Raw genomic sequence first — 25,809 nt, forward strand, 5'->3', positions numbered from 1 at the left:
ATCATCCAATAAGGGCGCGAGCCCCTTGACTCGACACACCTCCACGCTCAACCGCGAATGGCCGGATTGATATCCCAACTCCCAGGCTGCCTGCAGGACATCTCGCAGGATCCCGTGCCCATCCTGGTAACGAACCATGAACTGCTGGGTCCGGCCGTGTTTGGGGATCTTTCTGGCCACCCAGGTCACCAGAGTGACCGCGAGAATATAGAAGATCACAGTCAGGGTCGCGATCAGCGGCATGCCCGCACCACATGCCATCCCCACAGCCGCAGTGACCCAGATGGAGCCGGCAGTGGTGAGCCCGGAGACGATGTTCTGCCGGACGAAGATCACCCCGGCGCCGATGAAGCCGATACCCGAGACGATCTGAGCCGCGATACGAGAAGGATCCAGGACGACGTCGTCGCCGAGCAGATGGGCGAAGCCATAGGCCGAGACCAGGGTGAACAGAGCAGAGCCAAGGCCCACCAGAATATGAGTTCTGGCCCCGGCAGATTTCTGCCGCAGCTCCCGCTCCAGACCGATCACCGCTGAGAGCACAAAAGCGCAGCCCAGCAGCAGGGCCTCGGTGCCCAAGGAGTCCGGAATCAGCTCAAGCTCCATAATCCGAGACTACGCACCCTCTGGTAGCTTCAGCTAGGTACCGGAGCCAGAAAACCCAGTTCACACGTTTTCTGTGGATTGATGAGTCTCGCGTAGAATAACGCCCATCAGCGTTGAACCGGCCATCACCGGTGAGCTTCCGGAAGAACGGGAAAGGCGGCGTCAGCCGCTGTTCCTCAGTAGAACCGGACGGGTAAGCCCGTTACAGCAGTCATGAAGAGGTGCCAGACCTTCGGTTACGTAGACCGAATCGCTGGCATAAGCAAGGTGGTACCGCGCTTACAAACGGAGGGTTGAAATCCCTCGGTGGATGAGCGTCCTTGTGGTAAGTGACCCATAACCGGCCCGTACCATCAGGATTGCCTTCATGACTGACAACACCGCTGACGTCTACCCGCGCGCGACCTCTGCCAAAGAGCGCCAGGTCCCCACCTCCGTGCGATTCCCGGAGATCGAAGAGCGGATCCTGAAGTATTGGGAAGCCGACGGAACCTTCAAGGCCTCGGTAGACAACCGTCCCGACACCGAAGAGTTCGTCTTCTACGACGGCCCACCCTTCGCCAATGGTCTGCCCCACTACGGTCACCTGTTGACCGGCTATGTGAAGGACCTCGTGCCCCGCTACCAGACCATGCGCGGAAAGAAGGTCGAGCGCCGCTTCGGCTGGGACACCCACGGCCTGCCCGCCGAACTCTCCGCGATGAAAGACCTCGGCATGACCGATAAGGCCGAGATCGAGTCCATGGGCATCGAGCACTTCAACGACGCTTGCCGCAATAACGTCCTGAAGTTCACCAAGGAATGGGAGGCCTACGTCAACCGGCAGGCCCGCTGGGTGGACTTCGAAAACGACTATAAGACCCTGAACGTCGAGTTCATGGAATCGGTCATCTGGGCGTTCAAACAGCTCTACGACAAGGGTCTGACCTACCAGGGCTTCCGGGTGCTGCCCTACTGCTGGAAGGACGAGACCCCACTGTCCAACCACGAACTGCGGATGGACGACGAGGTCTACAAGGAACGCCAGGATCCCTCGGTCACCGTGACCTTCCCCATCACCGGCGGCGGACACCTCGGTGACCAGCTCGAAGGCGTGAACCTCCTGGCCTGGACCACCACCCCCTGGACCCTGCCCACCAACTTCTCGGTGGCAGTCGGCCCCGAGGTGGAATACGCCGTCGTCCAGGCCCCCGAGGATGGGCCTCTGCCCGGTAAGCACATGTTGGCTGCCGAACTGGTCGGTAACTACGCCAAGGAACTGGGCTTCGAGGACCACGACGACGTCCCCGCAGCAGAGAGCGCGCGGGCTGCCATCATCGGCCGGTACCTCGGCAAGGACCTCGCCCAGCTCGAGTACGAGCCGCTGTGGCACTACTACGCCGATGCCGAATCCTGGGGCACCCAGAACGCATGGCGGGTCCTCGTCGAGGACTATGTGACCACCACCGACGGAACCGGCCTGGTTCACCAGGCAAGCGCCTATGGTGAAGAGGACCAGAGGTCCTCAGAGGAGGCCGGGATCCCGGTGATCCTCTCGGTCAACGCCGCCGCCGAATTCCTGCCGATGTTCGCCGAACCCACCCCCAAGGGCGACAGCCCCCTGGCGGCAATCGCCGGCAAGCAGGTCTTCGAGGCCAACCGCGAGATCATCAACGTGCTCAAGGCAGACGGGCGCCTGGTGCGTGAACAGTCCTATGCCCACTCTTACCCGCACTGCTGGCGCTGCCGGACACCGCTGATCTACAAGGCCGTGACCTCCTGGTACGTGGCCGTCACCGAGTTCAAAGACCGGATGCTGGCCATCAATAACGAGATCAACTGGATCCCGGAGAACGTCAAACACGGCCAGTTCGGCAAATGGCTGGAGAACGCCCGCGACTGGTCCATCTCCCGAAACCGGTACTGGGGCAGCCCCATCCCGGTCTGGGTATCCGATAACCCCGAATACCCCCGGATGGAGGTCTACGGCTCACTGGAGGAACTCAAAGAGGCCTTCGGTGACTACCCGCGCAACGCCGCAGGAGAGCCGGATCTGCACCGGCCCTGGATCGACCAGCTGACCCGGCCCAACCCCGATGACCCCACCGGCCAGTCCACGATGCGACGGGTCGAAGACGTCCTCGATGTCTGGTTCGACTCCGGCTCCATGCCGTTTGCCCAGGTGCACTACCCCTTCGAGAACGCCGACTGGTTCGAAGGCCACAACCCGGCCGACTTCATCGTGGAGTACATCGGCCAGACCCGCGGCTGGTTCTACACCATGCACATTCTGGCCACCGCCCTGTTTGACCGGCCGGCCTTCTCCAATGTGATCAGCCACGGCATCGTGCTGGGCTCCGACGGGCAGAAGATGTCCAAATCCCTGCAGAACTATCCGGATGTCAACGAGGTCTTCGACCGCGACGGCTCCGATGCCATGCGCTGGTTCCTGATGAGCTCACCGATCCTGCGCGGGGGCAACCTCGTCGTCACCGAGGAGGGCATCCGCGAAGGTGTCCGTCAGGTGTTGCTGCCGATGTGGAATGCCTGGCACTTCTTCGCCCTCTACGCCAACACCGCCAATAAGGGTGCCGGATACCAGGCCAAGGCAGTCAACGACGACGACGATCGCCTCACCCCCCTGGATCACTACATTCTGGCCGCCACCGGCGACCTCGTCCGCGAGGCCACTGAGGCACTGGACGAGTTTGATGTCTCCTCGGCCTGTGAGGCCCTGCGTCGCTATGCCGAAACCCTGACCAACTGGTACATCCGTCGGTCCCGTCAGCGGTTCTACGATGAGGACTTCACCGCCTATGATGTCCTCTACACCGCTCTGGAGACCTTCACCCGGGTCGCAGCTCCGCTGCTGCCCCTGGTCAGTGAAGAGATCTGGCGCGGACTCACCGGCGGGCGCAGCGTCCACCTGGCCGACTGGCCTGACCCGGAGTCCTATGTCAAGGACGAACGCGCGGTGGAACTGATGGATCTGACCCGCAGCATCACTTCCGCAGGCTCAGCCCTGCGCAAGCAGGCCAAGCGCAGGGTCCGCCAGCCGCTGGCCACACTCACTGTGGCTGTGCCCGGTGCTGAGGCCCTGCGCGGGACCTATGAGCAGATCATCGCCGATGAGCTGAATATCAAAGAAGTCGAGCTGAAGGACACTGCCGAGGTCTCCGCTGAGGAATACGGCATCGGCCAGCAGCTGGTGGTCAACGCCCGGGTGGCCGGCCCCCGTCTGGGCAAGGACGTCCAGCAGGCCATCAAGGGTGCTAAATCCGGTGACTGGAGTGTAGGGGCCGATGGCGCCGTCGTCGCCGGTGGTTTGGCGCTCACAGAGGGGGAGTACACCCTGACCACCACTGTCTCCGATGAACAGGGAGATAAGGCAGTCACCGTGCTGGAGTCAGCGGGAGGCTTCCTGGTGCTGGATACCGAACTGACTGATGAATTGGTCGCTGAGGGCACCGCCCGAGACGTGATCCGCACTATCCAGGCCGCCCGAAAGGACGCTGACCTGGAGGTCTCCGACCGGATCCGCGCCACCCTGACCGCCGCCCCCGGGGTGGTGGCCGCAGTGGAGGCCCATGCGGAACTGGTGAAGACCGAAACCCTGACCCTGGATCTGAACTTGGTGGCCGGTGAAGGCACCGAGGAGACCCGCGCAAGCGTGGAAGTGGTGGAGACCCAAAATGGCTGATGAATACTCTGTGGCCAGCATCTACGCTGAGCTGCTCTCCCGTGCCCCGGAGAACGATATGCGCCCGCGCATCGAACCGATGCAGCTGGCCATGGAAGTCCTGGGCCAGCCGCAGAAATCAGCCCCGGTCATCCATATCGGCGGCACCAACGGCAAGACCTCCATCGCCCGGATGGTCGAGGCCGGACTGCTGGCCCATGACCTGCGGGTGGGACGCTACAGCTCACCGCATATGGGATCGGTCACCGAGCGGATCAGCATTGACGGTCAGCCGGTGTCAGATGAGACCTTCGTACGCATCTGGGACGAGATCCGCCCACCGATCAGCCTGGTCGACCAGCAGCTGGAGGCCCGCGGAGAACAGCCGCTGACCCTCTTTGAACTGCTGACCGTGCTGGCCTTCGCGGTCTTCGCCGATGAACCCGTGGATGTGATCGTCCTGGAGGTGGGCCTCGGCGGTTCCTGGGATGCCACCAATGTCGCCGAAGGCAGTGTCCAGGTCATCGCCCCGATCAGCCTCGATCACACCGATATGCTCGGCGAGACCGAGGAGGAGATCGCTGAGGAGAAGGCCGGGATCATCAAACCCGGAGGCTTCCTCATCTCCGCTGCCCAACAGCGCGATGTCGCCGATGTGCTGCTCGAAGCCGCCCAGCGAGCCGGAGTGCCCTTCCGGTTCGAAGGGGTGGAATTCGGCGTGGCAGACCGACTGCCCGGCGTGGGCGGTCAGCAGCTGACCATCCAGGGCATCGCCGGACGCTACCCTGATCTGCTGCTGCCTCTGCTGGGTGCCCACCAGGCGGAGAACTTCGCGCTGGCGATCGCCGCTCTGGAAGCCTTCATCGGGGGAGGAGAGCAGGAGCTCAATATCGAGCACCTTCGCACCGCCTGCGAGCACATCACCTCCCCAGGACGGTTGGAGACCCTGCGCAGCTCACCTGCCGTCGTCGTCGACGCTGCCCATAACCCCGCAGGCATTGAGGCCAGCGCCCTGGCGCTGCGGGAGAGCTTCGGATTCACCAAACTGGTCCTGGTGGTGGGCATCCTCGCGGAGAAGGACGCCGCGACAATGCTGAAGACACTTTTCGACCAGTACAGCGGACTGGCCAGCGAAATCTGCTTCACCGAATCCACCTCCCCGCGGGCTATCCCGGCTGCAGATCTGGCAGAGATGGCACTGGATGCTGGCTTCCGCGAGGAGGACATCCACACCACCGGCCGGCTGGATGAGGCCGTGGCCTGGTCAGTGGAGCGCATTGACGAGGAGGAAGCCAGTGAGACCGGTGGAATCCTGATCACCGGTTCCATCACTCTGGTAGGGGAGGCCCGCGCCCTGTTCGGCATTTCCGGCACCGGTATCCCGGAAGGAGAGGTGTGATGGCCAAGAAGCCACGTCAGACACGGTCTCAGCGCGAATGGGACCCCGATCAGCCCAAGCCTCCGCGCTCGGTCAAAGCCCTCTTCGCATCCAGTGTGCTCTGTCTGGAAGGCGCACTGATGTTCTTCTTCGGACTGGCCGCATGGGGGCTGAATCAGAACGAATGGTTCGCCTGGTGGATCTTCGGCGGAGCCTGTGTGCTCGCCGTAGTCTGTGTGATGACCTGCGCGGTGCTGCACAAGCCATGGGGCTACGCTGCCGGCTGGGCGCTGCAGGGTGTGATCATCGCCAGCTTCGTCGCAGGGGCCATGGTCACCGCCGAAGGACTTGTGATGACTATGGCCGTCCTGCCGGGGATGGCCTTCGCCGCCTGCTGGTGGTACGCCGTGGACAAAGGCGCCCAGCTGGACGTCGAAAAGATGGAAAGATACAGACTGGAACAACGACTTAACGACAATGAGGAGACTGACTCATGAGCGAACGCACCCTGGTGCTGATCAAACCTGACGGTGTAGCCCGTGGGCTCACCGGCGAAATCCTGCGCCGCATCGAGGCCAAGGGATACGTGATCGCCGAGCTGAAGAAGACCACTGCCACCGCCGAGCAGCTGGCCGCCCACTACGCCGAGCATGAGGGCAAACCCTTCTACCAGCCCCTGGTGGACTTCATGCTCTCCGGGCCCATTGTGGCCGCCGTCGCCGAAGGCGAGGGTGTAATCCCCGGATTCCGTTCCCTGGCCGGACAGACCGATCCCACCACCGCAGCACCCGGCACCATCCGTGGTGACCTCGGCCGGGACTGGGGCGAGAAGGTCCAGAAGAACCTCGTCCACGGCTCGGACTCCATCGAATCCGCAGAACGCGAGATCGGCATCTGGTTCAACTGACGTGAACGACGCTGCACGCCCGGTCGGCCAGTTCATCACCGAACAGGTCCTTCCCCAGTGGGAGGACCTCAATGCGTACCGCTCTGTATATACGCACAATCAAGCGATGAACGTCATGCTGAACCGCCACGGCATTCGAACCCACCAGTTTGGGGGGTCACGAGTAGCTTTTCTTTACAACGGTAGCGTGGTCGGCGGCAGACAAGTTCGGCTGACGACGTTAATCAGCGACCAGGCGGCTGAGGCCACGGCCTCAAAGACATTGAGTCGCGCATATTGGTCTAGTGCTGGCCTGCCAGTGATAGAGACCCACCGTTTTGCCCAGGGTGAAGATGCTCAGGCTTCAAAGTTGATTTGCAAGGGCAGGTCCTGGGTCGTGAAGTTGGACTCAGCACGCTACGGCCGTGGTGTCAGCCTTCCTGTGGTTTCCAAAGAAGAGTTCACCCACGCGTGGCAGAAAGCTCGAGCGAACCTTCCGCAGGATGGCAGGGTTAGTCAGGAACTGCTTTTGGAGAAGTTCTATGACGGAATAAACCTTCGGTTCTTCGTGATTGCAGGGCAGGCGTGGGCTGCACTACTCAGGACGCCTTTGTTCGTCCTCGGTGATGGTCACAAGACTGTGCATCAATTACTGGAGGAGAGTTTCGAACACCGCCGCCGGCACGTAGCGCTGCGCCGAGCACTGCCGGAAATCAACGAGCGACTTCTTTCGCCTCGTGCGCCACGGTTGACCGATATTCCGCAGAAGGGCGATCTACATATCCTCAACGAGGTGACGAATATGCCTAGGGGAAGTTTGCCACTGGACGTGACAAGAGAAGTTAGCGAGGACCTGAAAGCTCTGGCAGAGCAGGCAGCTGCGGCGATCCCCGGGCTGGGAATGACCTGTATCGATCTCCTGACCACCAGATTGGACAGTGCCACTGATGCGGTACTGCTGGACGCAGACTGCCGCGCGAGCATGGGGCCCCATCGGTACCCGGCCTTCGGCCGTGGACGTCGACTGGCCTCGGTGGTGGCCCGGCAGACCCGCCTGCGCGCAGAGTACTGGGACAAGCCCATCCGTCCGGCCCAAGTCAGGTCTGACGACGACAACGAAGACGACGACTGATCTGCATACACCCCCGCTCGGCTTCCACGGCTGCTGAGCAGCCGCTGATAGACTTGGCCGCGCTCTGCCGCCTGGATAAACAACCGGCGCGCATTTCACCTCGGGAGGACTTGAGACATGGCAGCACCTGCCGCTGAACGGCACGATGGATTCCAACTGGGAACCCAGCGTGTAGTCCAGATGGATGGTCGCCGGCTGGTCCGAGTAGGGGCCCGGCCAACCTTCTTCCAGTACATCCGCGACCTCTGGAGATTCCGCCACTTCCTCTGGTACGACTCCCAGTCTCGGGTGTCGTCCCAGAACAACCTGGACTCCATGGGTCGCGTTTGGATGGTAGTCAACCCACTGCTGCAGGCAGCCATCTACCTCACCCTGTTCGGCATCATCCTGGAGACTAGCCGTGGTGTGGTGAACTTCATCGGCTACCTCATCATTGGGGTACTGACTTTCCGATTTATTACCGGAGCAGTTACCAGCGCCTCCAACTCCATTGCAGGGAATCAAAGGGTGGTCCAGTCCTTTAACTTCCCGCGTGCTGCCTTACCAATTTCTGCGGCAGTACGTGAACTATTCGCCACAGTCCCCGTCTTTGTGGTCATGGCGATCCTCGTGCTGGTTATCGGCGACTTCCACATCCCCGGAGCCATCAGCACGGACGTCAGCCTGAGCTGGCACTGGCTGCTGTTCTTCCCCGTCATCGCCCTGGCGCTGATGGTGATGACCGGACTGGGGCTAATCCTTGCCCGCATGGTCAATGCGCATAATGACGTTAAACACCTAGTCAGCATCGGCACTCGTATCTGGTTCTACACTTCGGCAGTGATCTTCTCGGTGGACCGTTTTGCTGAGGCTGGGGCAGATTGGGTTACCCCGATCATGCACCACAACCCAGCCTTCTGCGTGCTGGACATCATCCGCGATGCTTGGCTTTATGACGGCTGGGGCGAGCCCTATCGCTGGATTGTGCTGGCCGCCTGGGGCGTGGGAGCCATGCTCTTCGGCCTGTGGTTCTTCTGGCGTGGTGAAGAGACCTACGGCAGGGAGCGCTGAGATCTAAATATGAGCACTCCAACTTCCAACTACACCCCACGCCGGGCTAATTGGCTGGCCACCTCGAACAGCGGTGTCGAGGAGAACCTCGATCTCGATCCTGAACTGCTTGATGAGTCTGGTTACGGTTTCGAGGAGATCGAAGAGATTCACTGGGACGACGCTCCCTTTACACACTCCGCCCCTGTGGTCGAACCCGTGGACCAGAATAAAGTGTCTGTGGTGGTGGACTATGCGTCCAAGATCTACCGCGTTCGCTCCGGTAATGAGCACTTCAAGTCTAAGAAACGCATCCGCAAACAAGTTCAGCGGGTGCTGGGCTCTGGGTGGGCAGAAATCCCAGCCCTGGAAGAAGTCAGCTTTGTGGTCAATCGTGGGGAGACGGTGGGCGTCATCGGCACCAACGGCTCCGGTAAGTCCACACTCATGAAATTGCTGACCGGTAAGGTGCGGCCTACCACCGGAGAGGTCTACGCCACTTCTACGCCGATAATGCTGGGTGTCAACGCCGCCCTTGTCAAAGAGATCTCCGGCCGGGAGAACATCAAACTGGGCTGTCTGGCCATGGGGCTCTCACCCAAACAGGCCGCCGAGAAATACGACATGATTGTCGAACTCTCCGGTCTCGACGAGGACGCACTGAACATGCCCCTGAAAGCCTACTCCTCGGGTATGGCAGCCCGCCTGCAGTTCGCGATTGCCACCAGCGTGGACCCGGATATCCTGCTCATCGACGAAGCCCTGAATACCGGTGACGCCCAGTTCCGGGCCCGCACCAAGAAGCGCCTGGACCAAGTCCGCAGCCAAGCAGGCTGTGTCTTCCTGGTCTCGCACTCCCTAGGCACTATCAAACAGATGTGCACCCGAGTCATCTGGATCGAACAGGGCCGAATGCTCGCCGACGGCGACCCCGAATGGGTCTGCGCCCAATATGAGGAGTACACAGATCACAAATCCAATGGCCGGATGCGTTCAGCCCAGATCGTCTATGACCGGACGCTGCTGAAACTGGCCCCGGTCCAGGTGGAGTTCTCCGAGGGCACCCGCCCCACTCGGGCCGGCTGACAGCGATAGAGTTGCGCTGATGAGCCGATTCACGGACCTCCGCCGCCGCCTGGGCCGCATCTCCCGCAGTGCCACCGAAGAGGAACTGGCCGCAGTACAGAAGACAGTGGCCGAACTCGCCGGGGAGGTCAGCATCCTCTCAGCAAAACTGGACGTTCTGGGCAGCGACCAGCCCCGTGAGGTCGATATCGCCCTGGTCTCCGACTTCCGGCTCCCCGGCGGAACCACCGCCTCCATTGCCGAGGAAGTCCGTGCCCAGTCAGCCGCAGGGCTCACCACTGCTCTGATCCACGCCCAGAGTGAGGCCACCAAAACCTCCACCGGCTTCAGCAAGCACATCCAGGCCGTAATGGATCTCCCTGGTGTCCACGTGGTCTCGCCCCGTGCAGCACTGCACGCCGAACTCCTGGTGGTCCGGCACCCCCTGGTGGCCCAGACCGCTGCAGCAGGCTTCAAACACATCAGCGCCGAATCTGTACTCCTGGTGGCCAACCATCCCGCGGTGGATGCGGCAGGGACATGGCACTACGACGTTGCAGCCACCACAGCCCGGCTCACCGAACTCTTCGGCACAGATCCTCTCTGGGCTCCGATCAGCCCCGTGGTCCGGGACTCCATCGCCGCCCAGGAAGTCTCCCGTATCCAACTGCGTGAGCAGGACTGGGTCAATATCTTCGGCACCGAGACGACGGCGACGCCCCGTACCGGATTCACAGCCCACCCGCCGATTATCGGCCGGCACTCCCGGCCGCAGAAGGAGAAATGGCCGGCAACGGCTGAGGAAATGTTGGCGGCATACCCCGAGAACGGACAGCACCCGGTGCGAATCCTCGGCGGGGGGGAGATCCCAGAGAAAGTTCTCGGCCGAGTCCCGCACTCCTGGGAGGTGTTGCCCTTCGGTGCTGCCAAACCTGCGGACTTCCTCCAGGGGGTGGACTTCTGGGTGTATATGCACCACCCAGAATGGAAGGAAGCCTTCGGCCGGGCCATCATCGAAGCCCTGGCTGCAGGATGTGTGGTCATCCTGCCCACTTATCTGAAGGCCGTCTTTGGAGAGGCAGCCCTCTACAGCGACCCCGCCGGGGTGAGCAAGCTGATCGACCGCATCTCAAATGACGAAGAGGCATACCTCGCGCAGTCCCGGCTCGGCCAGGAGTTCGCCCTGAACTACGGTCCCGCACGTCACCTCGCACGTCTGGCTGACCACGGAGTGATGGCTGAATGAGTACGCCAGTATGCGGAGTGCTCGGGCAGCTGACACCCGCCTCCCAGCAACAGGCTGAGGACATGGTCACCGCCGCCCAGCAGGAGGGAGTTGAGCTCCAGGCGGCAGGACACAACGAGACCGGGATCTTCTACACAGCAGCCGGAACCTCCGCGGCAGGTGTGGCGAGCGTCTTGTGGAATGCCGCCGGAGAACTCCCAGCGGCACTGGCTCCTACCAAGAACCCCGCCACAGACTGGACTGCTGCAGCCCGGGAGGCTGATGCCTGTGGCATTCATCAGCGCAGCGACGGCTCCTGGATCCTGCACGGCAGCGTATCCGGCACCCAGGTGCTCTATGTCTACGAGGCCCCAGGCGGCGTCGTTCTCTTCTCCACCCGGCTGCGCTGGCTGACCAGGGCCGCAGAGCAGCTGAGCCCGGACTGGCAGTCCTGGACCGAGATCATCGCCTTCGGTGCGCCCCTCTCTGGACGGACCACCTTCGCAGGCATCCACCGTCTGAAGCCCATGGAGTACCTCGAGACCACAGGGGAGGGGCGAGTCAACCGAGGCGCAGCACACTGGGCCTGGGAGGACTACACCCCACAACCGGTATCAGATCTCCAGGACATCACCGAGGCAACGATCGGGCATATGTCAGCCCAGATGCGGCCCTATATCGCCGAGGCAGGCACTGCCAATCCCATGCTCTCCGGGGGGCGGGACTCCCGCATGCTCACTGCCCTGGCCCTGAATGAATCTGCCGAGACCACTGAGGTCACCGCCTGGACCACCAGCTCAGATTCCGGGACAGCCCTGGAGGAGCTCATTGCCGCACAGGTGGCCGAGACTCTGGAGGTCGACCACCGGATCATCACCGGGCGGTACAGCCAATTCGCCCAGGACTTCACGGAGTACGCCGATGCGGTGGACTATCAGGCATCCTTCCACTTCTGGCTGATGCCGGTGGTGCGCCGGCTTAAGGAGACACCGGGGCCCATCTTCGACGGTATCGGCGGGGGAGTGCTGCTCGGGGGCGGTTTCGCAGATCCCCCGAACGCCCACCGGTTGAGCCGGCAGGATCTCGTCGCAGCCCGTATTGGGTCCCGGGCTCGCTACCTCACCGAGGCGCAGAAGGTGCTGGCTGAGACAGCCGCTGCCGGTGTCAGCAGCCGCAGTTCGGCAGCTGCGGAGCCTGTCGCCCAGCAGTACCTCGACCATCCCAATGGACATACGCTGACCTCTTACCTCCTGCGTACCGTACCGGGTATTGCGCCAGCCCCGGCTAAGGTCCTCGGCAGGGCCCAACCCACGCTGATGCCCATGGTCAGCGATCCCGTGGCTCAGTTGGCCTTGAGTCTGCCGCACGAGGTCAAAGCCGATGGTGCCTGGTACCCGTATCTGCTCAAGGCTGCGGACCCCCGGCTGGAGGGTATGGAGACAGCAGATGACCTCATGGGCCGCCGGCACCACAAACGGCGCATCGCCAGTGTGGAGGCTGCTGCCTATCTGGGTGGGCTGATCCAGAACGGCCCAGCCTCCGGGCTACTCGCCCCGCAGTTGCGAGAGGCTGATCTCTCTGCACCCGGGGGGCTAATGACCTGGCAGCGCATGCTCAACAGCCAGCGCCCGCAGCACCTCATCCGTGGTCTGGCGATGCTGACCCTCTGGCTGCAGGAGCACCAGGGGCAGCTGAAAGACAGCGACCCGGTCAAGGGGGTGCAGAATGCCTGATAAACCCATGGCAACCGGCTGGTTCGCGCAGAAGGCACTGCCTGTGCTGCGCCGCCAGCAACGCCGGATAAGCCGCCGATGGCGGAACCTGCGCAGCCAGATCGCCCCACGAATTGCCGTTCTTGGAACCACCGGCCTGGCGTTACCCGGCAAGGCGATGGACCTGCAGAGCCCACAGATCAAAACCGCGCGGCTGAGAGGTCTGGATGCCATGGTGATCGGTCCCAGCACAGTCTCAGAGGAACACGGTACTGGAGCGGCGGTGGTGATTGCTCCCACCGTCCGCAATATGCTGATCCGCGCAGAGACCCACAGCGTGCCGACAGTGCTGGTAGTCGAGGCAGCCCAGCAGTTAGAGACTCCGCTGGCAGCAGTAGTCACCCATCTGGTGACCGCTGATCACCAGCTGCTGGGGCCCCTGCGAGATTTCGCCGGTGCTGAGCGGACGATGCTGCTGGAGCAGCCGACCAACCGCACAGCGGTGACCCGTATCCTCCTGGAGTTGACCAGCGCCCACTTCCGACCCGGCGCCTAAGGGGCCGCTCAGGGGCGTAGCAGGCTCAGATAACCCGGCGCAGCTTGTAGTAGGCGGCGGCCCGGGGATCAGCCAGCAGCGGGCCATGGGCTTGGAGCACATTCATCCCGGAGTTGATATTGGCTTCCAGGATCACCGGACCTTTGGGGCTGATGATGACATCCCAGCCGATGTACTCAAAGAAGGACAGCCGGCGGGCCGCATCCAGAATCAGCTCTCGAGTTTCCTCCCAGAAGGGCACCTGATGGCCTTCGATCTGGGCTCCGGAGTCCGGATGCGCACTGAACCAATGCAGGGAATCATCCTCAGGCAGCTGAGTGGCCGCCGAGAGCTTGCCGGTCTCGAGGTCCACATTGGCGCTGAACCCACCCTTGGTCCAGTTGTCGATATGGCCGGAACGCACCGAGCCGACCCGCTGCGAGGCTCGGGCGATGAACGGCTGCCAGTCATCGGTGACATCCGGCATGGTCAGCAGACGGATGGTGTTGGTCGAATGGGGGTTCAGGCCCGCCTGCTCAGGATGCTGGGCTACAGCAGCCTCGAAAAGCAGGGGCTTGGGGAACTCCCGCACCCAGTCAGCCATCTCCTCGATGCTGGTGGGCTGACCATCCATCCGGTAACCGCCCTCCGGGGTCTTCTTCAGGGAGCGGACCCCATTGGCCTCGGCACCATGGAGAGGCTTGACGAAGATATGACCGCGCTCATCGAGGGACTGGCTCAGGAACTCAGAGATCTCCAACCGGCCGGCCTCCGGGAAGGGGTGGACGAACCCGCGGGTGTGCACACCCAGAAGATCGACGACGTCGGACTCCAGTCCCAGCGAGTTCACCAGCAGGAAGAAGGAGAACTTATTGTCCAGCACCTCCTGCAGATGGGGGCTGACCATCCGCTTGGTGCGCAGATACCGCTGAACGTCATTGATGTAGAGGGAGGGGTCGTTCTCCGGCAGCCCATACAGAGTGACCGAACGGGACAGGAAGCCACGCCGCCACCACTCCGGCTTGCGGTTCGACCACTGAGTCTCCCAGCGGAACTCCTTACGCAGGAACAGCCGGGCAGTATTGAGCTGACGGCGCCGGTAACGAAGAGTCCGCGCAGTACGCTCCGGAACGCCCAGGGGATCCTTGACGTTTTCCACCGCCCGCTGAGCGAACCGCTTGACGAAACCGGGTTTGACGAAACCCGGATTGGGGTCGCGGGGAGCGTTTTCGGGCACCTCTGAGGAGCGCGGAGAATCAGCCATGGAGGCGATGCTACCGGGCATCAGGCAGAATAGTGGGGATTGTCCTCGCAGAGCCGATATCTGATCCGTGTAAAGGAGGTGGCCCGCACCGGTGCATCTGAAGACCCTGACTGTCCGCGGATTCAAATCCTTCGCCTCTGCCACCACCTTCGAATTCGAACCCGGAGTCACCGCGGTGGTCGGCCCCAACGGGTCAGGTAAATCCAATGTGGTCGACGCACTGGCCTGGGTCATGGGGGAGCAGGGGGCGAAGTCCCTGCGAGGCGGGTCCATGGAAGACGTCATCTTCGCCGGCACAGCCGAACGACAGCCCCTAGGCCGAGCCTCAGTCTCACTGACCATCGATAACTCCGACGGCGCTCTGCCCATCGACTACACCGAGGTCACCATCTCCCGGACCATGTTCCGATCCGGGGGGTCCGAATACACCATCAACGGGACCAAATGCCGCCTGCTGGACATCCAGGAACTGCTCTCGGACTCCGGTCTCGGCCGTGAGATGCATGTCATCGTCGGCCAGGGACAGCTGGACCAGATCCTGCACGCCACCCCGGAACAGCGCCGAGGCTTCATCGAAGAGGCCGCAGGAGTGCTCAAACACCGACGGCGCCGGGAGCGTTCAGTACGCAAGCTGGAATCCATGCAGACCAACCTCGAACGCCTCGAGGATCTCATCGGCGAGATCTCACGCCAGCTTGCCCCACTGGGCCGCCAAGCCAAGGTCGCCCGCCGGGCACAACGCATCCAATACGACCTGCGGGATGCGCTCTCCCGGATCATCGCCGATGACCTCGTAGCCGCTGCAACAGCCCTGCAGGCCTCATCTCAGGGTGAGCAGCAGGATCATGATGCCGCAGTCCGGCTCAAGGCCGCCCTGGCTGAACAGGATGCCCGGATCAATGAACTCAGTGCCGCGGCTGAGGCCCAGCGCAGCCAGGCGGAGAAACTTGCCGGTGGGCACCACAGGCTCTCCCAAGTCCAGGAGCGGCTCCGGTCAGTGGCTTCTCTGGCAGCCGAACGGGCCCGCAGCCTGCGCAGCAACAGCACAGTGGAGTTCTCCACCGGGCGCGATCCACAGCAGCTGCGCGCTCAGGCCGAGGAGATGACCCAGGAGGCGGAAACTCAGCACGCAGAGGTCCTGTCCGCCCAGCAGAACTTGGAGACGATCAGCCAAGCCAGGGCCGAGACCGAGGAACAACTCAAGGCCGAGGAGAACCTCATCACCGAACAGCTGCGGGCCGTGGCCGACCGCAAAGCAGGTCTTGCCACCCTGCGCGGCAGAGTCGAGACCGCGCAGGGCCGGGTCGATGCCGCCCAGGCTAGGAAACGCCGTGCTGAACAGCAGCAGGAGAACGAGCAGATCTCCCTGGAGAGCTCCCAGGCCGAACGCCAGGAGCTCGAACAGAAGCTGGCAGAACTGGAAACCGGTGAGAACAGCCTGGAAGAGGCCTACCGGATCGCACGGCGGCATTATGAGCAGCTCAGGGCCACCCATGACGAGCTCTCTGCCGAACAACGCCGGCTCGAGATTGCTGTCAGCGAATACCGGGCCCGCATCTCAGGGTTGGAAACTGCGCTCGCCGCCGCTGAGGAGACCGTCAAACTCAACGAACCCGGAGCAGCTTTCCCCCTGGAACTTGTCCAGGCAAGCACCGACCTCGCCGAGTCCTTGGAGAAGACCCTGGAGGGGGCCGTCGTCGTCGATGACAAGGACTTTGGGCAGCGTTTGGTCGACAACGGCCAGGCCGCAGCCGCCCTGGCCCTGGGTCAGGCAGTTATCCGCGACGGTGAATGGGTGGCAGGAGAGTCCACAGCGGCAACCCTACGCGCCCAGAGCGAGGAATTCACCAACAGACTGCAGGAAGCCGAGCAGCAGCTGCAGGAGGTGGCCAAGAAACTGGAAGCCAGCCGCAGCGAGGTCACCGCCGCCGAGCTGAAGGCCAATGAGGCCTCTGACGCCCTGCAGGCCAGTGAGTCGGCAGTCAAGACCGCCACTGAGCAGCTGCAACGACTGAACAAGGAAACCTCCAGGTCCCAGGAGCGGATCGAAGCAGCAGCTAAGGAAATCGCAGAAGCTGAAACTGCTGCCGCTGATGCCGCCGAACAGCTCCAGGAGGTCAGCTCACGACTGGAGGCAGCCGAGAATGACGAGCTGGTGGAGGAACCCTCCACCGCAGAACGGGACCAGCTGGCCGAAGCAGCCTCAGCCAAACGACGGGACGAGGTCGATGCCCGACTGGCCCTGCGGGCGGCAGAAGACCAGCACAAGCAGCTGCTGGAACGAGCAGCCTCCCTGCGCCGGTCCGCCCAAGCCGAGGAGCACCGGCGCGAACAGGCCAAGCGAGCCGCAGCCATACGCTCCGAGCGAGCCGATAAGGCAGAGGAGATCGGTGCAGAGGCCGAAGAAGCCGTGGGACGCATCGAGAGCCAGCTGGCTGCAGTACAGGCTGCCAAGGAAGCCGCCCAGGAGGCCCACCAGCAGCTGAAGGCCAAAGTCGCTGAGCTCACCGAGGCGCGTGCCGTCGAGTCCGGAGAGTTGGAAGAGGTCACCGCCCGGCTGCACCAGGCAGAAGTCCGGCAGACAGAGCTTCGGTTGGCCCTGGAAGCAGCTGAGAGCCGGGCTGAGGAGGAACTGAGCCTCACTCCTGAGTACCTCATTGAGCACTACGGCCCCGACCAGCTGATCCCTGACCCGGAGGCGGAAACTGACTCCGAGGAGGAGGGAGAGGCCGGGGTGCCCTATATCCGGGCGGAGCAGGAAACCCGTCTGGAACGGGCACGCAAAGATCTCAAAGCTCTCGGCAAGGTCAATCCGCTGGCGCTGGAAGAACATGCTGCCCTGGAGGAACGGCATACCTATCTGCAGGAGCAGCTGGCCGATCTCAAGAAATCCCGCCAGGACCTCCTGGACATCATCGCTGAGGTCGACTCCACCGTTCATCGGGTCTTCACCGAAGCCTGGGAAGACACACGAGTGCAGTTCGAGCGGGTCTTCGGGCGTCTGTTCCCTGGGGGAGAGGGAAAGCTGGAGCTGACTAACCCCGAGGATATGCTCAACACAGGCATCGAAGTCCAGGCTCGGCCCCCGGGGAAGCGGATCCGCCGTCTCTCACTGCTCTCCGGCGGGGAGCGCTCGCTGACCGCGGTGGCGCTGTTGGTGGCGATCTTCAAAGCCCGGCCCTCTCCCTTCTATGTGATGGACGAGGTGGAGGCAGCCCTCGATGACACCAACCTCTCCCGCCTGTTGGTGATCTTCGAAGAGCTGCGGGAGAATTCTCAGCTGATCGTCATCACTCACCAGAAACGGACTATGGAGATCGCAGACGCACTCTATGGCGTGTCCATGCGCCAGGACGGGTCTACTCGGGTAGTGTCCCAGCGGCTACGCGATACGCAAGAGGCCAAGCCTACGAAGGAACCCGTATGAGACTTTCCATCCCTATCCCAGGCAAACGCCCGGCCACTCTGGCCATCGTTGAGACAGAAGCGATTGCCTACCGCGTCCCCATGGACCTCACGGCAGAGGAATCTCAGCGGACAGTAGCTCCCTTCAACTACCTCATCACCCTCAAGGCACGTTCCTCGCAGGGAGAGGAATATGTGGGCGTGGGGGAAGCCCAGCCACGTGCTAATCAGACAGGCGACCTGCACGAACAGTCTTGGCCGTTCCTGGACCGACTGCTGGAAGAGCTGGTGGGCTTCGAGCTCAAGCTCAACGATCCACTCGAAGATATTCGGCAGTGGGTGGCCTATATGGAGGCTGAAGCCGGAACAGATGAGGAGAACGTCGTCTTCCGAAACCGGGCGACTGTTATGGGACTGGAGACAGCCCTTATGGACCTCGCTGCCAAGGCCAAGAAAGTAACCCTGGCGGATCTGCTGGGACGGCGGCGGCTGAGCTCATCGGAGACCCCTCGTGTGCTCCGGGCCAAGGAAGACTACGATATCGAGGAGTTCTTCGCAGGACTGCCGCGAAACTACCGGGGCCCGGTACGTGTGGTCGGGGGCGAAACCGTCGACGACGACGTGGCCCATATGCGTAAGGTCACCGAGATCCGCCGCACACAGCGTCCCCGGCTGAACGATGAACCCCTGTGGGTGAACTTCCGAAGCCGGTACGACTTTGAGACGGCCCAGGACGCCATCCGCCAGATTCACTCGGAATCCGCTGCTGGGCACCTGCCCCAGACCATCATTATCCAGAACCCGACCAGCCAGCGGCCTGATCCCGGCGCGCCAGACCTGCAACAGTTCAGTGATTCCCTCAACTCTCTGGGAGAGCAGGGACCGGATATTCACATTCTGCGGCGCAGCGCAGGTCCCAATGACACCGCGGAGCTCATCAACACTTTGGGCAATAGGCTTCGTGCAATCAACTTGCGTCCGGCCCAACTCGGCGGCATCCTGCGAACCCTGGAGACCGCAGAGAAGATCAGCTCCACTGCGCCGGAAGCCAAGCTGCTGTTGACCCAGTCACCTGGAGCCTCTCGAGTCACTCAGATCGTCCACCGGGACCTCGCTAAGGTTCTGCCGCAACTGACCTGGGCCACCGCCTCGGCTGAGGTCGACAAGAGGTTTCACGTTTCGCGCCGGGCCTCCTCAAAACTGCGCTCACCCCTTCTGCGCAGGGGAACCGGTCTCATTCCCGACTATAAGGACCTCATCTCCCGCTCCCGGGCTCGTGTGCGGCACCCCAAACCAAATTCAACGGCCCAGTTCGGGGACACTCCGCCGAACACCTACAGCGATGTGGACTACATCGCCCCCATCGGGTCATACGCCGTCCACGGGCATATCGTGGAGCGGGAAGCGCTGGCCCGCGGGCTCAACAGTTGGCGCTTCACCAAGTCCAGCATTGTGGTCAGCGATGATCACGGCAAGAAGCTCCCGTTCCGCACCACCCGTTGGCCCAAATCGGGTGTGGTGGCCTCTTCGGTGGCACGCCATAAGGAAGCCACGCGCATCCTGTTGAAGCGAGCCGGCTGCCCAGTACCCGAGGGGCGTACCTTTCACGGCAACGACCAGAGCCTCGCCCTTCAGTACGCAGCCCGTATCGGATACCCCGTGGTCCTGAAGCCTGCCGAGGGATCCATGGGTGTCGGCGTGATGGCCAATATCCGCTCTGAAGAGGAACTGGTTCGTGCCTTGGAGCTCTTCTCCACCACAGCCCACGGCAATAACGAGTTCATCGTCGAAAAGCACATCAACGGCGGGGACTATCGCATCATGGTGATCGGCGACGAGGTTGCGGCGGCAGTTGAGCGGATTCCCGCCAATATCACCGGTGACGGTCAACAGACTGTTGCGCAGCTGATCATCGATAAGAACATGGCCAGGCGGGAGAACTCCCACCTGGGCCCGTTGAAGATCAAATGGACCCCCGCGGTGGAATACGAGCTCGAGAAGCAGGGGCTATCCATCAATAGCATTGTGCCAGAAGGAAAGCGCATTTATCTCCTGAGCACCAACAACCTCACCCAGGGCGGCGACTCCATCGAGATCTTGGATGATCTCCACCCCAGCATCAAGGAGGCCTGCGTCAAAGCGGTTAAAGCGGTGCCCGGGATGGGGTACTGCGGTGTCGACTTCCTGCTGGAAGACCACACGAAACCGCTGGATGAACAGGATGCAGCCATCTGCGAGCTCAACGCTATGGCAGCACTGCCGGTGGCGGAGTATCCCATGTACGGCACTCCGCGTCGGCTCTCAGAGCGCTTCATCCTTGAATGCGCTAAGGACTTTGGCCTTGAAGTATGGCCTGAGCGGGCCGAACAGCTTCACCTGAAACTTGTTATCCGCGGAGGCATTACAGGCGTGGGCTACAGGCGATGGTTCGGACGCCGCGCCGAGCGCTCCGGACTTCGCGGCTGGATCCGCAGTACAGGGGAACGAGAGGCTGAGGCGGTCATCTCCGGATCGGTGGAAGCGGTGACGGCGATGGCCACTCTTGCAGTCCTGGGACCGCCAAAGTCTGCACCGGAATCTGTAAAGAGCACGCATCTGGGTGCTGCCCCAACAGAGGAAGGCTTCACTGTCCTGGATGAAGATCAGGACCTAGTCGGCGCTAAGGTTGGCGAACCCGGCTCCGGCAGTGATGTAGAGGACTTCGAAGAGGTCTTCGAGACGCTCAACTCCGAAGATCAGCGTCAGGAACATCTTGAGGAATATGCTCCCAACGAGGCTGAACAGGTCAGCGCTGAGGAACTTGAGGACCGAGCAGAGGAAGCAGAGCATGACGAATCCAGCAGAGCTTGAGACCCTCGAACCGGCTCCCATTCACCCGGTTAACACCGGGTATCGGGGAGTTCTGCGGTCCTGCCCAGCAGAGTTGGCTGACGGCTGGCTGGTCCATGCCGCGGCGCTTCATAGGGGCCAGAGCACTCTACTCTTTCCTGGGCAGGCATTGATGACATATACCGGTGACGACCCCGCGCATGGCGCCGCCTTCGCACATGGGGTGCCCAATACCACGTGGCTGTCCACTGCGACCCTGGTCCAAGACAAACGGATGACTCGCGATCAATTGGAAGCAGCCGGAATTCGGGTTCCTCGCGGACGCAGCTTTTCCATTCGGCGCGGCGCCCCCTATGCCATGGCCTTTGCCCATGAGCTGGGATACCCCGTGACTCTGCGGCCAATGATCGGCGAGTCCACAATCGAGGTCTTCGAAAGCATCGCCGATGAGGAAGAACTCTCCCAAGCCATCCGGTACTACGGTCGTGTGCCTACTGGGAGGCCTCATTTCACCACTTCCTCCTATGCATTCACCCAGATTCTGACTCCCAAGACCAGTACCAGCACTCGCGCCCGGGGTACCTATCGGTATCTGGTCGAGGAGAGCCCCGAGGGAGACTATGTTCGGCTGCTCACTGTAGATGGCGAACTCGTTTCAGCCGTTCACCTGCAGGAGGGCCCCTGGTCCGCGACAGCGCAGGCACGGGAAATCGTTGGGCAGGTCCACGGAGATATCGTGCGTCTCCTAGAGACTTGCCACCAGGCGATACCGGGAATGTCAGTCGGGATGATTGATATCAAGGTGCCTGATGCTACTTCCGCCTTTGGCACGGACAACATAGCTACAGTGGTCGCAGTTTCTGAACGCCCCTGGCTACATGTACAGCACCGGGTAAACCCCACTGCGATGGCGGAGCTTGCGGACAAGGTGCTACAGGCTGGGAGCTCGGATAGTTCATCGCAAGCTGCCTCAGAATGGGCAGAAGTGACTGTGGACTTTGCCTTCGACGGCCTTTCCCAAGTCGACCGCGACTGCAGTGTACTGGAAACCGTCGCTGCCTCTTCAGGGCTCCATATCGAACTAGGCACCCGGGATGCGGTGGCAGGCAAGGTCCACGGCAGTCTCACCGGTGGGGTGGGCGAAGTGGCGCTCTTTCTGGAGCTTGCCGTCTCTGGTGATCTTCTTCCCGAACCGGCCATGGCGGTGGAGGTAAGTGTTGAACATTAATACGTACCCCATCGCCAAACATTTGGAAGAGTTTGGGAAACGCCCCCTAAGTACAATTCTGCTTGCAAGGGATTCTCTCGCATATGGACTTGACCTCATGCGGACAGCGGCTGCCGATTTTGTTGCCTGGGATACGGAAGGGAGGTCACTTGCATTCTCCCGTACGGGGTCATCCTTGACTCAGCGAGTGGCAGGGCCGATTACGAAGAATAAGCACTCGACCCGTCTCGTGCTTCAACGAGCGGGCATTCCTGTGCCCAAGGGCAGAAGCTTCAGGTTTTCTGATCTTCTTTGGGCAGAGGAGTATGCAGAGTCTCTGGGGTATCCAGTAGTCGTGAAACCTCTGAACGGCATGGAGGGCAAGGGCGTCGTAACTGATGTTATGTCCAAGGCTCAGCTCGAATGGGCGTTCTCCCATGTAGAGGAATCAGCCTATGGAGGCGGTGACATCCTCGTCGAAGAGCAAATTCGGGGGGAAGCATACCGTTTCCTGGTCATCAGGGACAGAGTCGTGTCCGTTCTCTATAAGCGCCGGGGGCGTATTGTCGGGGATGGGTCGAAGAGTGTAGGCGCACTGATTGAGGAGAAGCAGGCTTTCCGGCGGGCAAACCCACACTTGCTATCACGTCCTCTGAAAGTTACTGAGGCGACGAATCAGCTCCTCTCCCAGCAGGGCTATGGTTTGGAATCAGTACCGGCAGAAGGCGAAGAAGTTCTCATCACCTATAGTTCGAACACACATCAAGGGGGCGAACATGCCCAGGTCATCAGTCAGGTGCATAGTTCGTACCTTGAGGCAAGTGTGGAAGCAGTGAAGGCGATTCCAGGACTCAAATTCGCTGGAGTGGATTTTCTCATCGAAGATCCGACTCAACCCATCGAGACGCAGGGCGCGGCCATCTGCGAAGTAAATTCAGTTCCGGGTGCAGATACGCATGAATATCCGCTGATTGGTGAGCCTCGGCCAGTAATCAGTGAACTTTTACTTCATTCGGCAAGTGAATCAGGGGTGCGTCTTCGCAACTCCCCCGCTACCGACGTTGACGTTGACGTTGAGATCGTGGGTCGGTTCAAAGATCAGACCTACGTGGAGTGGTTAAATGAGAAGGCTAAGTCCCTCGGAGTGACCGGAGAAGTCGCGAGAATAACGTCCACTCGTGCTTCAGGGGCGTGGTTCGGCTCCCCGCATATGGTCAGCATCCTTGTTTCGTTCGCCCACCTCGGCCTGCGAGGCAGCCCTGTGAAGAGTGTGGGAGTGGCCCACCGCGGCGGAACTTCAACGTCGGTGACTACTACGGAGGCGGCGGAACTATGAGTCCTCTTGACACGCAGAACCCTGCCGCAGAGGATGCGCCGAGCTACGATACGTGGCTCGTCGCATCCCACTTGATCAATTCTGGGTTCAACGTCAACTTTCTGCCAGGCGGCGTGGTGTACGTGGATCCCCTACAGTCTGATCTGTCCTTTATGGGCTTGAGTGCATCGACAAGCACCTTCGGCGGAATGCTGCTTTCGAAGAAGAGGCCCGGCATTTGGTCGCTTCTAGGCTCGGAGGGGCTACCTGTTCCGGCCTGGAAGTCATTCCGTGTCACAGGTACTAAGGCCGCTTCCGCCTTCGCGGCTCGTATCGGGTACCCAGTGGAGCTTGGAAGGGAAAAGGGTGAACGCACCTGGACTGCCAGTTCGGAGACAGAGCTGTTGGAAGCGATGACCTCGCTCCGTGCTGGCCCTAAGTCACCTCACCGTCGGGCAATTGTGCGGAAGAAAAGGCCCGGAGGCACCTTCGACTTGCTGTTCCTGGGGGACAAGTTGCTGCTGGGCGGGCTCCGGGGCCGGCTGCCGCAGATCATTATGCCTGAGACTGTGCATGAAGGGTTCGTCAGCCTTGGTGCTGCGGCACTCCGGGCAGTTCCGGGATTGGAGTTTGGTGTCGTCCGTATTGAAGCCGATGATGTCCAGAGCACCCCAAACGGTCAAGATGCACAGGTCGTGACAGTGAGGTCTTCGCCTAAGCTGCAGGACTTCGGAGGAGCCCCCATCGAAACGCACCTCGAGGTGGCCCGTACAGTTGTCAATCACGAGCTGAAACTAAACGGAATCGAGCCCCAGCGAGGTGGCGTCAGGCACGCTGTGGCCGTCGAATGTACCGGTCTTGTCGCAGCCGAGACTTTTTGGCGCTCATTCTCGGAGGTATTAGTACCCCCACGATATGAGGTCCTGGGGCCAGTGCAGTACCCCGCCGAGGAAGTCCTTCATATTGAGCTGCGCGCTGAGGGGGAGAATCTCGCTCTTGCTGCAATTAAAGCGATCGCCGGCGTGGGACATGAAAACCGTCGGGCACCGATGGTTTCGCTCACTCATTTATAAGCCGGCACCATAACATTGGTTGGATTGTTCCCCAGTGCATGAGGAACTCGGGGGAGGGAACACATCAGTGGCGAAATGAGTTGACCAAATGGTGTGACTAGAGATGACGCTGGTGCGAAGACTCCCATCCCTTCCGAGCTGAAGGTGATGATAGTTTCGGCTTTCATCATCGCCATCGGCTTCGGCATCGTGTCACCGATCCTGCCGCAGTACGCCTCAGACTTCGGCGTCTCAGCTATGGCGGTTTCCGCGGTTGTGTCAGCATTCGGACTCTTCCGGCTAATTTTCGCACCCGCCTCTGGCAAGCTGACACACGTCCTGGGGGAGACTCCGGTCTACGTGATTGGCCTCCTGATTGTTGCTGCCTCGATGATTGCTACAGCCTATGCTCCCACCTACGAGCTTCTCCTTTTGTTCCGTGCGCTGGGCGGCATCGGGTCGACGTTCTTCACCGTCGCCGCTATGACCTTCCTCGCCCGGAAATCCCCGCCCCACATCAGGGGCCGGGTTATGGGCGCATATGCCTCAGCCTTTCTCATCGGTAACGTCGCCGGACCCGTGCTGGGCTCTGCACTGCTAATCTTCGGCCAGCGGGTCCCGTTCCTCGTCTACGGGGCGGCGCTGGTCGCTGCAGCAGGGGTCGTGTTCTTCATACTCCGCAAGTCCCGTCTTGAGGACCGGAAAACCAAGGATAATCGCGAGCGAGCATCAGTCAAGGAAGCGTTAGGTAACGGTAGCTATAGGGCTGCCCTGGCCTCTGGCTTTGCGAACGGGTGGGCAACCTTCGGACTACGAAACTCCGTGGTTCCACTCTTTGCTGCATCAGCCTTCGTCGGTACCAGCTGGTTCATCGACTCTGGCCAGCTTGCAGGCATTGCCCTGGCATGTTTTGCCTTGGGCAACGTTGCTATAGTGCTTACTCTCGCCAAACGCTCCGACTCATGGGGGCGGCGCCCGCCCATCATCGTTGGACTGCTTACCGCAGGAGTCGCCACAGGAGCCCTAGGGTTCTCCCCTGAGCCGTGGGTGCTGTTGCTTCTCAGCCTCATTGGCGGTGCTGGTACCGGCCTGATTGTGCCTGCCCAGCAGGCGGCCCTGGGGGACATTGTGGGGGAGGGGCGCAACGGTGGTACCGTCATTTCCACTTTTCAAATGGTGCAGGACCTAGGCGGCATCATTGGCCCGCTCCTGGCGGGGCTTCTGGTAGACCACGGCGGGTACACTTGGGCCTTTGGCCTCGCTGGGCTGATTTTGATGCTCGCAGCAGGGGCTTGGGTGGTTGCGCCGGAAACGTTGGTCAGAAAGAACCGCAACTTTGGTAATGGGAAAAACTTGGAAGAGTCTTAACCTCCTTCTTTCATGGGACACCGTTGAGCGGAGCTGAGGGCCGGCTGGTGAGCTGATTCAGGCCAAGAAGAAGGTCAGGGCAGGGGTGTGGCCCGAGGGTGCCGTCTCGGGTGGCCGGTTCTCCAGGTTTTCCTCAGTCGTTG

Annotated in this window: 18 protein-coding genes; 16 read left to right on the forward strand and 2 right to left on the reverse strand. The window is 61.5% G+C overall.

Features of this window, described 5'->3' with window-relative positions; all coding sequences use genetic code 11:
• On the reverse strand, positions 1-606 hold a 606-nt coding region (locus tag HGQ17_RS08555; RefSeq protein WP_168887536.1), incomplete at its 3' end, for an MgtC/SapB family protein.
• 367 nt (positions 607-973) lie between these two features.
• Here HGQ17_RS08555 and ileS point away from each other — a divergent pair.
• From ileS to HGQ17_RS08605, 10 genes are all read left to right on the forward strand, one after another.
• On the forward strand, positions 974-4,285 hold the full coding sequence (gene ileS / locus HGQ17_RS08560; RefSeq protein ID WP_168887537.1) for an isoleucine--tRNA ligase: 3,312 nt from the start codon (positions 974-976) through the stop codon (positions 4,283-4,285).
• Positions 4,278-5,663 (forward strand): bifunctional folylpolyglutamate synthase/dihydrofolate synthase, encoded by a 1,386-nt coding sequence (locus tag HGQ17_RS08565; RefSeq protein WP_168887538.1) that lies wholly within the window; start codon positions 4,278-4,280, stop codon positions 5,661-5,663. Before ileS ends, HGQ17_RS08565 begins: the two co-directional genes overlap by 8 nt.
• Entirely contained in the window at positions 5,663-6,139 is a 477-nt protein-coding gene (locus tag HGQ17_RS08570) for a DUF4233 domain-containing protein (protein WP_168887539.1), read from the forward strand. The genes HGQ17_RS08565 and HGQ17_RS08570 overlap by 1 nt, the downstream gene beginning before the upstream one ends.
• Complete coding sequence (gene ndk, locus HGQ17_RS08575; protein ID WP_168887540.1) at positions 6,136-6,549, forward strand: nucleoside-diphosphate kinase; 414 nt, start codon at positions 6,136-6,138, stop codon at positions 6,547-6,549. Before HGQ17_RS08570 ends, ndk begins: the two co-directional genes overlap by 4 nt.
• 1 nt (position 6,550) lies before the next feature.
• A complete protein-coding gene (locus HGQ17_RS08580) occupies positions 6,551-7,660 on the forward strand; it encodes a hypothetical protein (protein ID WP_168887541.1) in 1,110 nt (369 codons plus the stop codon).
• Between the two features lie 117 nt (positions 7,661-7,777).
• Positions 7,778-8,710 (forward strand): ABC transporter permease, encoded by a 933-nt coding sequence (locus HGQ17_RS08585; protein ID WP_168887542.1) that lies wholly within the window; start codon positions 7,778-7,780, stop codon positions 8,708-8,710.
• Positions 8,711-8,719: 9 nt separating this feature from the next.
• Positions 8,720-9,775, forward strand: coding sequence for an ABC transporter ATP-binding protein (locus HGQ17_RS08590; RefSeq protein ID WP_168887543.1), 1,056 nt, complete (start codon positions 8,720-8,722; stop codon positions 9,773-9,775).
• Between the two features lie 19 nt (positions 9,776-9,794).
• Positions 9,795-11,000 carry a glycosyltransferase gene (locus HGQ17_RS08595; RefSeq protein WP_168887544.1) on the forward strand — a complete coding sequence of 402 codons (1,206 nt, stop codon included), beginning with the start codon at positions 9,795-9,797 and terminating at the stop codon, positions 10,998-11,000.
• Positions 10,997-12,712, forward strand: coding sequence for an asparagine synthase-related protein (locus HGQ17_RS08600; protein WP_168887545.1), 1,716 nt, complete (start codon positions 10,997-10,999; stop codon positions 12,710-12,712). The genes HGQ17_RS08595 and HGQ17_RS08600 overlap by 4 nt, the downstream gene beginning before the upstream one ends.
• Positions 12,705-13,247: a hypothetical protein gene (locus HGQ17_RS08605; RefSeq protein WP_168887546.1), complete on the forward strand. Its 543-nt coding sequence runs from the start codon at positions 12,705-12,707 to the stop codon at positions 13,245-13,247. The genes HGQ17_RS08600 and HGQ17_RS08605 overlap by 8 nt, the downstream gene beginning before the upstream one ends.
• A gap of 25 nt (positions 13,248-13,272) precedes the next feature.
• Here HGQ17_RS08605 and HGQ17_RS08610 read toward each other — a convergent pair whose 3' ends face one another.
• Complete coding sequence (locus HGQ17_RS08610) at positions 13,273-14,490, reverse strand: sugar-transfer associated ATP-grasp domain-containing protein (RefSeq protein ID WP_168887547.1); 1,218 nt, start codon at positions 14,488-14,490, stop codon at positions 13,273-13,275.
• Positions 14,491-14,581: 91 nt separating this feature from the next.
• On the opposite strand from HGQ17_RS08610, the gene HGQ17_RS08615 reads away from it, so the two are divergent.
• The 6 genes from HGQ17_RS08615 (at position 14,582) to HGQ17_RS08640 (ending at position 25,666) form a co-directional block, all read left to right on the forward strand.
• Positions 14,582-17,917, forward strand: a complete 3,336-nt coding sequence (locus HGQ17_RS08615) for a chromosome segregation SMC family protein (protein WP_168887548.1) — start codon at positions 14,582-14,584, stop codon at positions 17,915-17,917.
• The gene (locus HGQ17_RS08620) at positions 17,914-20,745 is read left to right on the forward strand and encodes an ATP-binding protein (protein ID WP_168887549.1); all 2,832 of its coding nucleotides are present in this window, start codon (positions 17,914-17,916) and stop codon (positions 20,743-20,745) included. Before HGQ17_RS08615 ends, HGQ17_RS08620 begins: the two co-directional genes overlap by 4 nt.
• Before the next feature lie 382 nt (positions 20,746-21,127).
• The gene (locus HGQ17_RS08625) at positions 21,128-21,952 is read left to right on the forward strand and encodes a hypothetical protein (RefSeq protein ID WP_168887550.1); all 825 of its coding nucleotides are present in this window, start codon (positions 21,128-21,130) and stop codon (positions 21,950-21,952) included.
• A gap of 97 nt (positions 21,953-22,049) precedes the next feature.
• Positions 22,050-23,267 carry an ATP-grasp domain-containing protein gene (locus HGQ17_RS08630; RefSeq protein WP_229503436.1) on the forward strand — a complete coding sequence of 406 codons (1,218 nt, stop codon included), beginning with the start codon at positions 22,050-22,052 and terminating at the stop codon, positions 23,265-23,267.
• Positions 23,264-24,319 (forward strand): hypothetical protein, encoded by a 1,056-nt coding sequence (locus HGQ17_RS08635; RefSeq protein WP_168887552.1) that lies wholly within the window; start codon positions 23,264-23,266, stop codon positions 24,317-24,319. Before HGQ17_RS08630 ends, HGQ17_RS08635 begins: the two co-directional genes overlap by 4 nt.
• Before the next feature lie 93 nt (positions 24,320-24,412).
• Positions 24,413-25,666 (forward strand): MFS transporter, encoded by a 1,254-nt coding sequence (locus HGQ17_RS08640; RefSeq protein ID WP_324615229.1) that lies wholly within the window; start codon positions 24,413-24,415, stop codon positions 25,664-25,666.
• Positions 25,667-25,809 lie beyond the last annotated feature (143 nt).

It is taken from the genome of Nesterenkonia sedimenti (assembly GCF_012641515.1).
Taxonomy (GTDB): Bacteria; Actinomycetota; Actinomycetes; order Actinomycetales; family Micrococcaceae; genus Nesterenkonia; species Nesterenkonia sedimenti.

Bases quoted from the DNA above. Each gene is read 5' to 3' on its own strand.
- ileS (WP_168887537.1), top strand. From the start codon at position 974: ATGACTGACAACACCGCTGACGTCTACCCGCGCGCGACCTCTGCCAAA.
- HGQ17_RS08565 (WP_168887538.1), top strand. From the start codon at position 4,278: ATGGCTGATGAATACTCTGTGGCCAGCATCTACGCTGAGCTGCTCTCC.
- HGQ17_RS08570 (WP_168887539.1), top strand. From the start codon at position 5,663: ATGGCCAAGAAGCCACGTCAGACACGGTCTCAGCGCGAATGGGACCCC.
- ndk (WP_168887540.1), top strand. From the start codon at position 6,136: ATGAGCGAACGCACCCTGGTGCTGATCAAACCTGACGGTGTAGCCCGT.
- HGQ17_RS08585 (WP_168887542.1), top strand. From the start codon at position 7,778: ATGGCAGCACCTGCCGCTGAACGGCACGATGGATTCCAACTGGGAACC.
- HGQ17_RS08590 (WP_168887543.1), top strand. From the start codon at position 8,720: ATGAGCACTCCAACTTCCAACTACACCCCACGCCGGGCTAATTGGCTG.
- HGQ17_RS08595 (WP_168887544.1), top strand. From the start codon at position 9,795: ATGAGCCGATTCACGGACCTCCGCCGCCGCCTGGGCCGCATCTCCCGC.
- HGQ17_RS08600 (WP_168887545.1), top strand. From the start codon at position 10,997: ATGAGTACGCCAGTATGCGGAGTGCTCGGGCAGCTGACACCCGCCTCC.
- HGQ17_RS08605 (WP_168887546.1), top strand. From the start codon at position 12,705: ATGCCTGATAAACCCATGGCAACCGGCTGGTTCGCGCAGAAGGCACTG.
- HGQ17_RS08610 (WP_168887547.1), bottom strand. From the start codon at position 14,490: ATGGCTGATTCTCCGCGCTCCTCAGAGGTGCCCGAAAACGCTCCCCGC.
- HGQ17_RS08620 (WP_168887549.1), top strand. From the start codon at position 17,914: ATGAGACTTTCCATCCCTATCCCAGGCAAACGCCCGGCCACTCTGGCC.
- HGQ17_RS08625 (WP_168887550.1), top strand. From the start codon at position 21,128: ATGATCGGCGAGTCCACAATCGAGGTCTTCGAAAGCATCGCCGATGAG.
- HGQ17_RS08630 (WP_229503436.1), top strand. From the start codon at position 22,050: ATGCGGACAGCGGCTGCCGATTTTGTTGCCTGGGATACGGAAGGGAGG.
- HGQ17_RS08635 (WP_168887552.1), top strand. From the start codon at position 23,264: ATGAGTCCTCTTGACACGCAGAACCCTGCCGCAGAGGATGCGCCGAGC.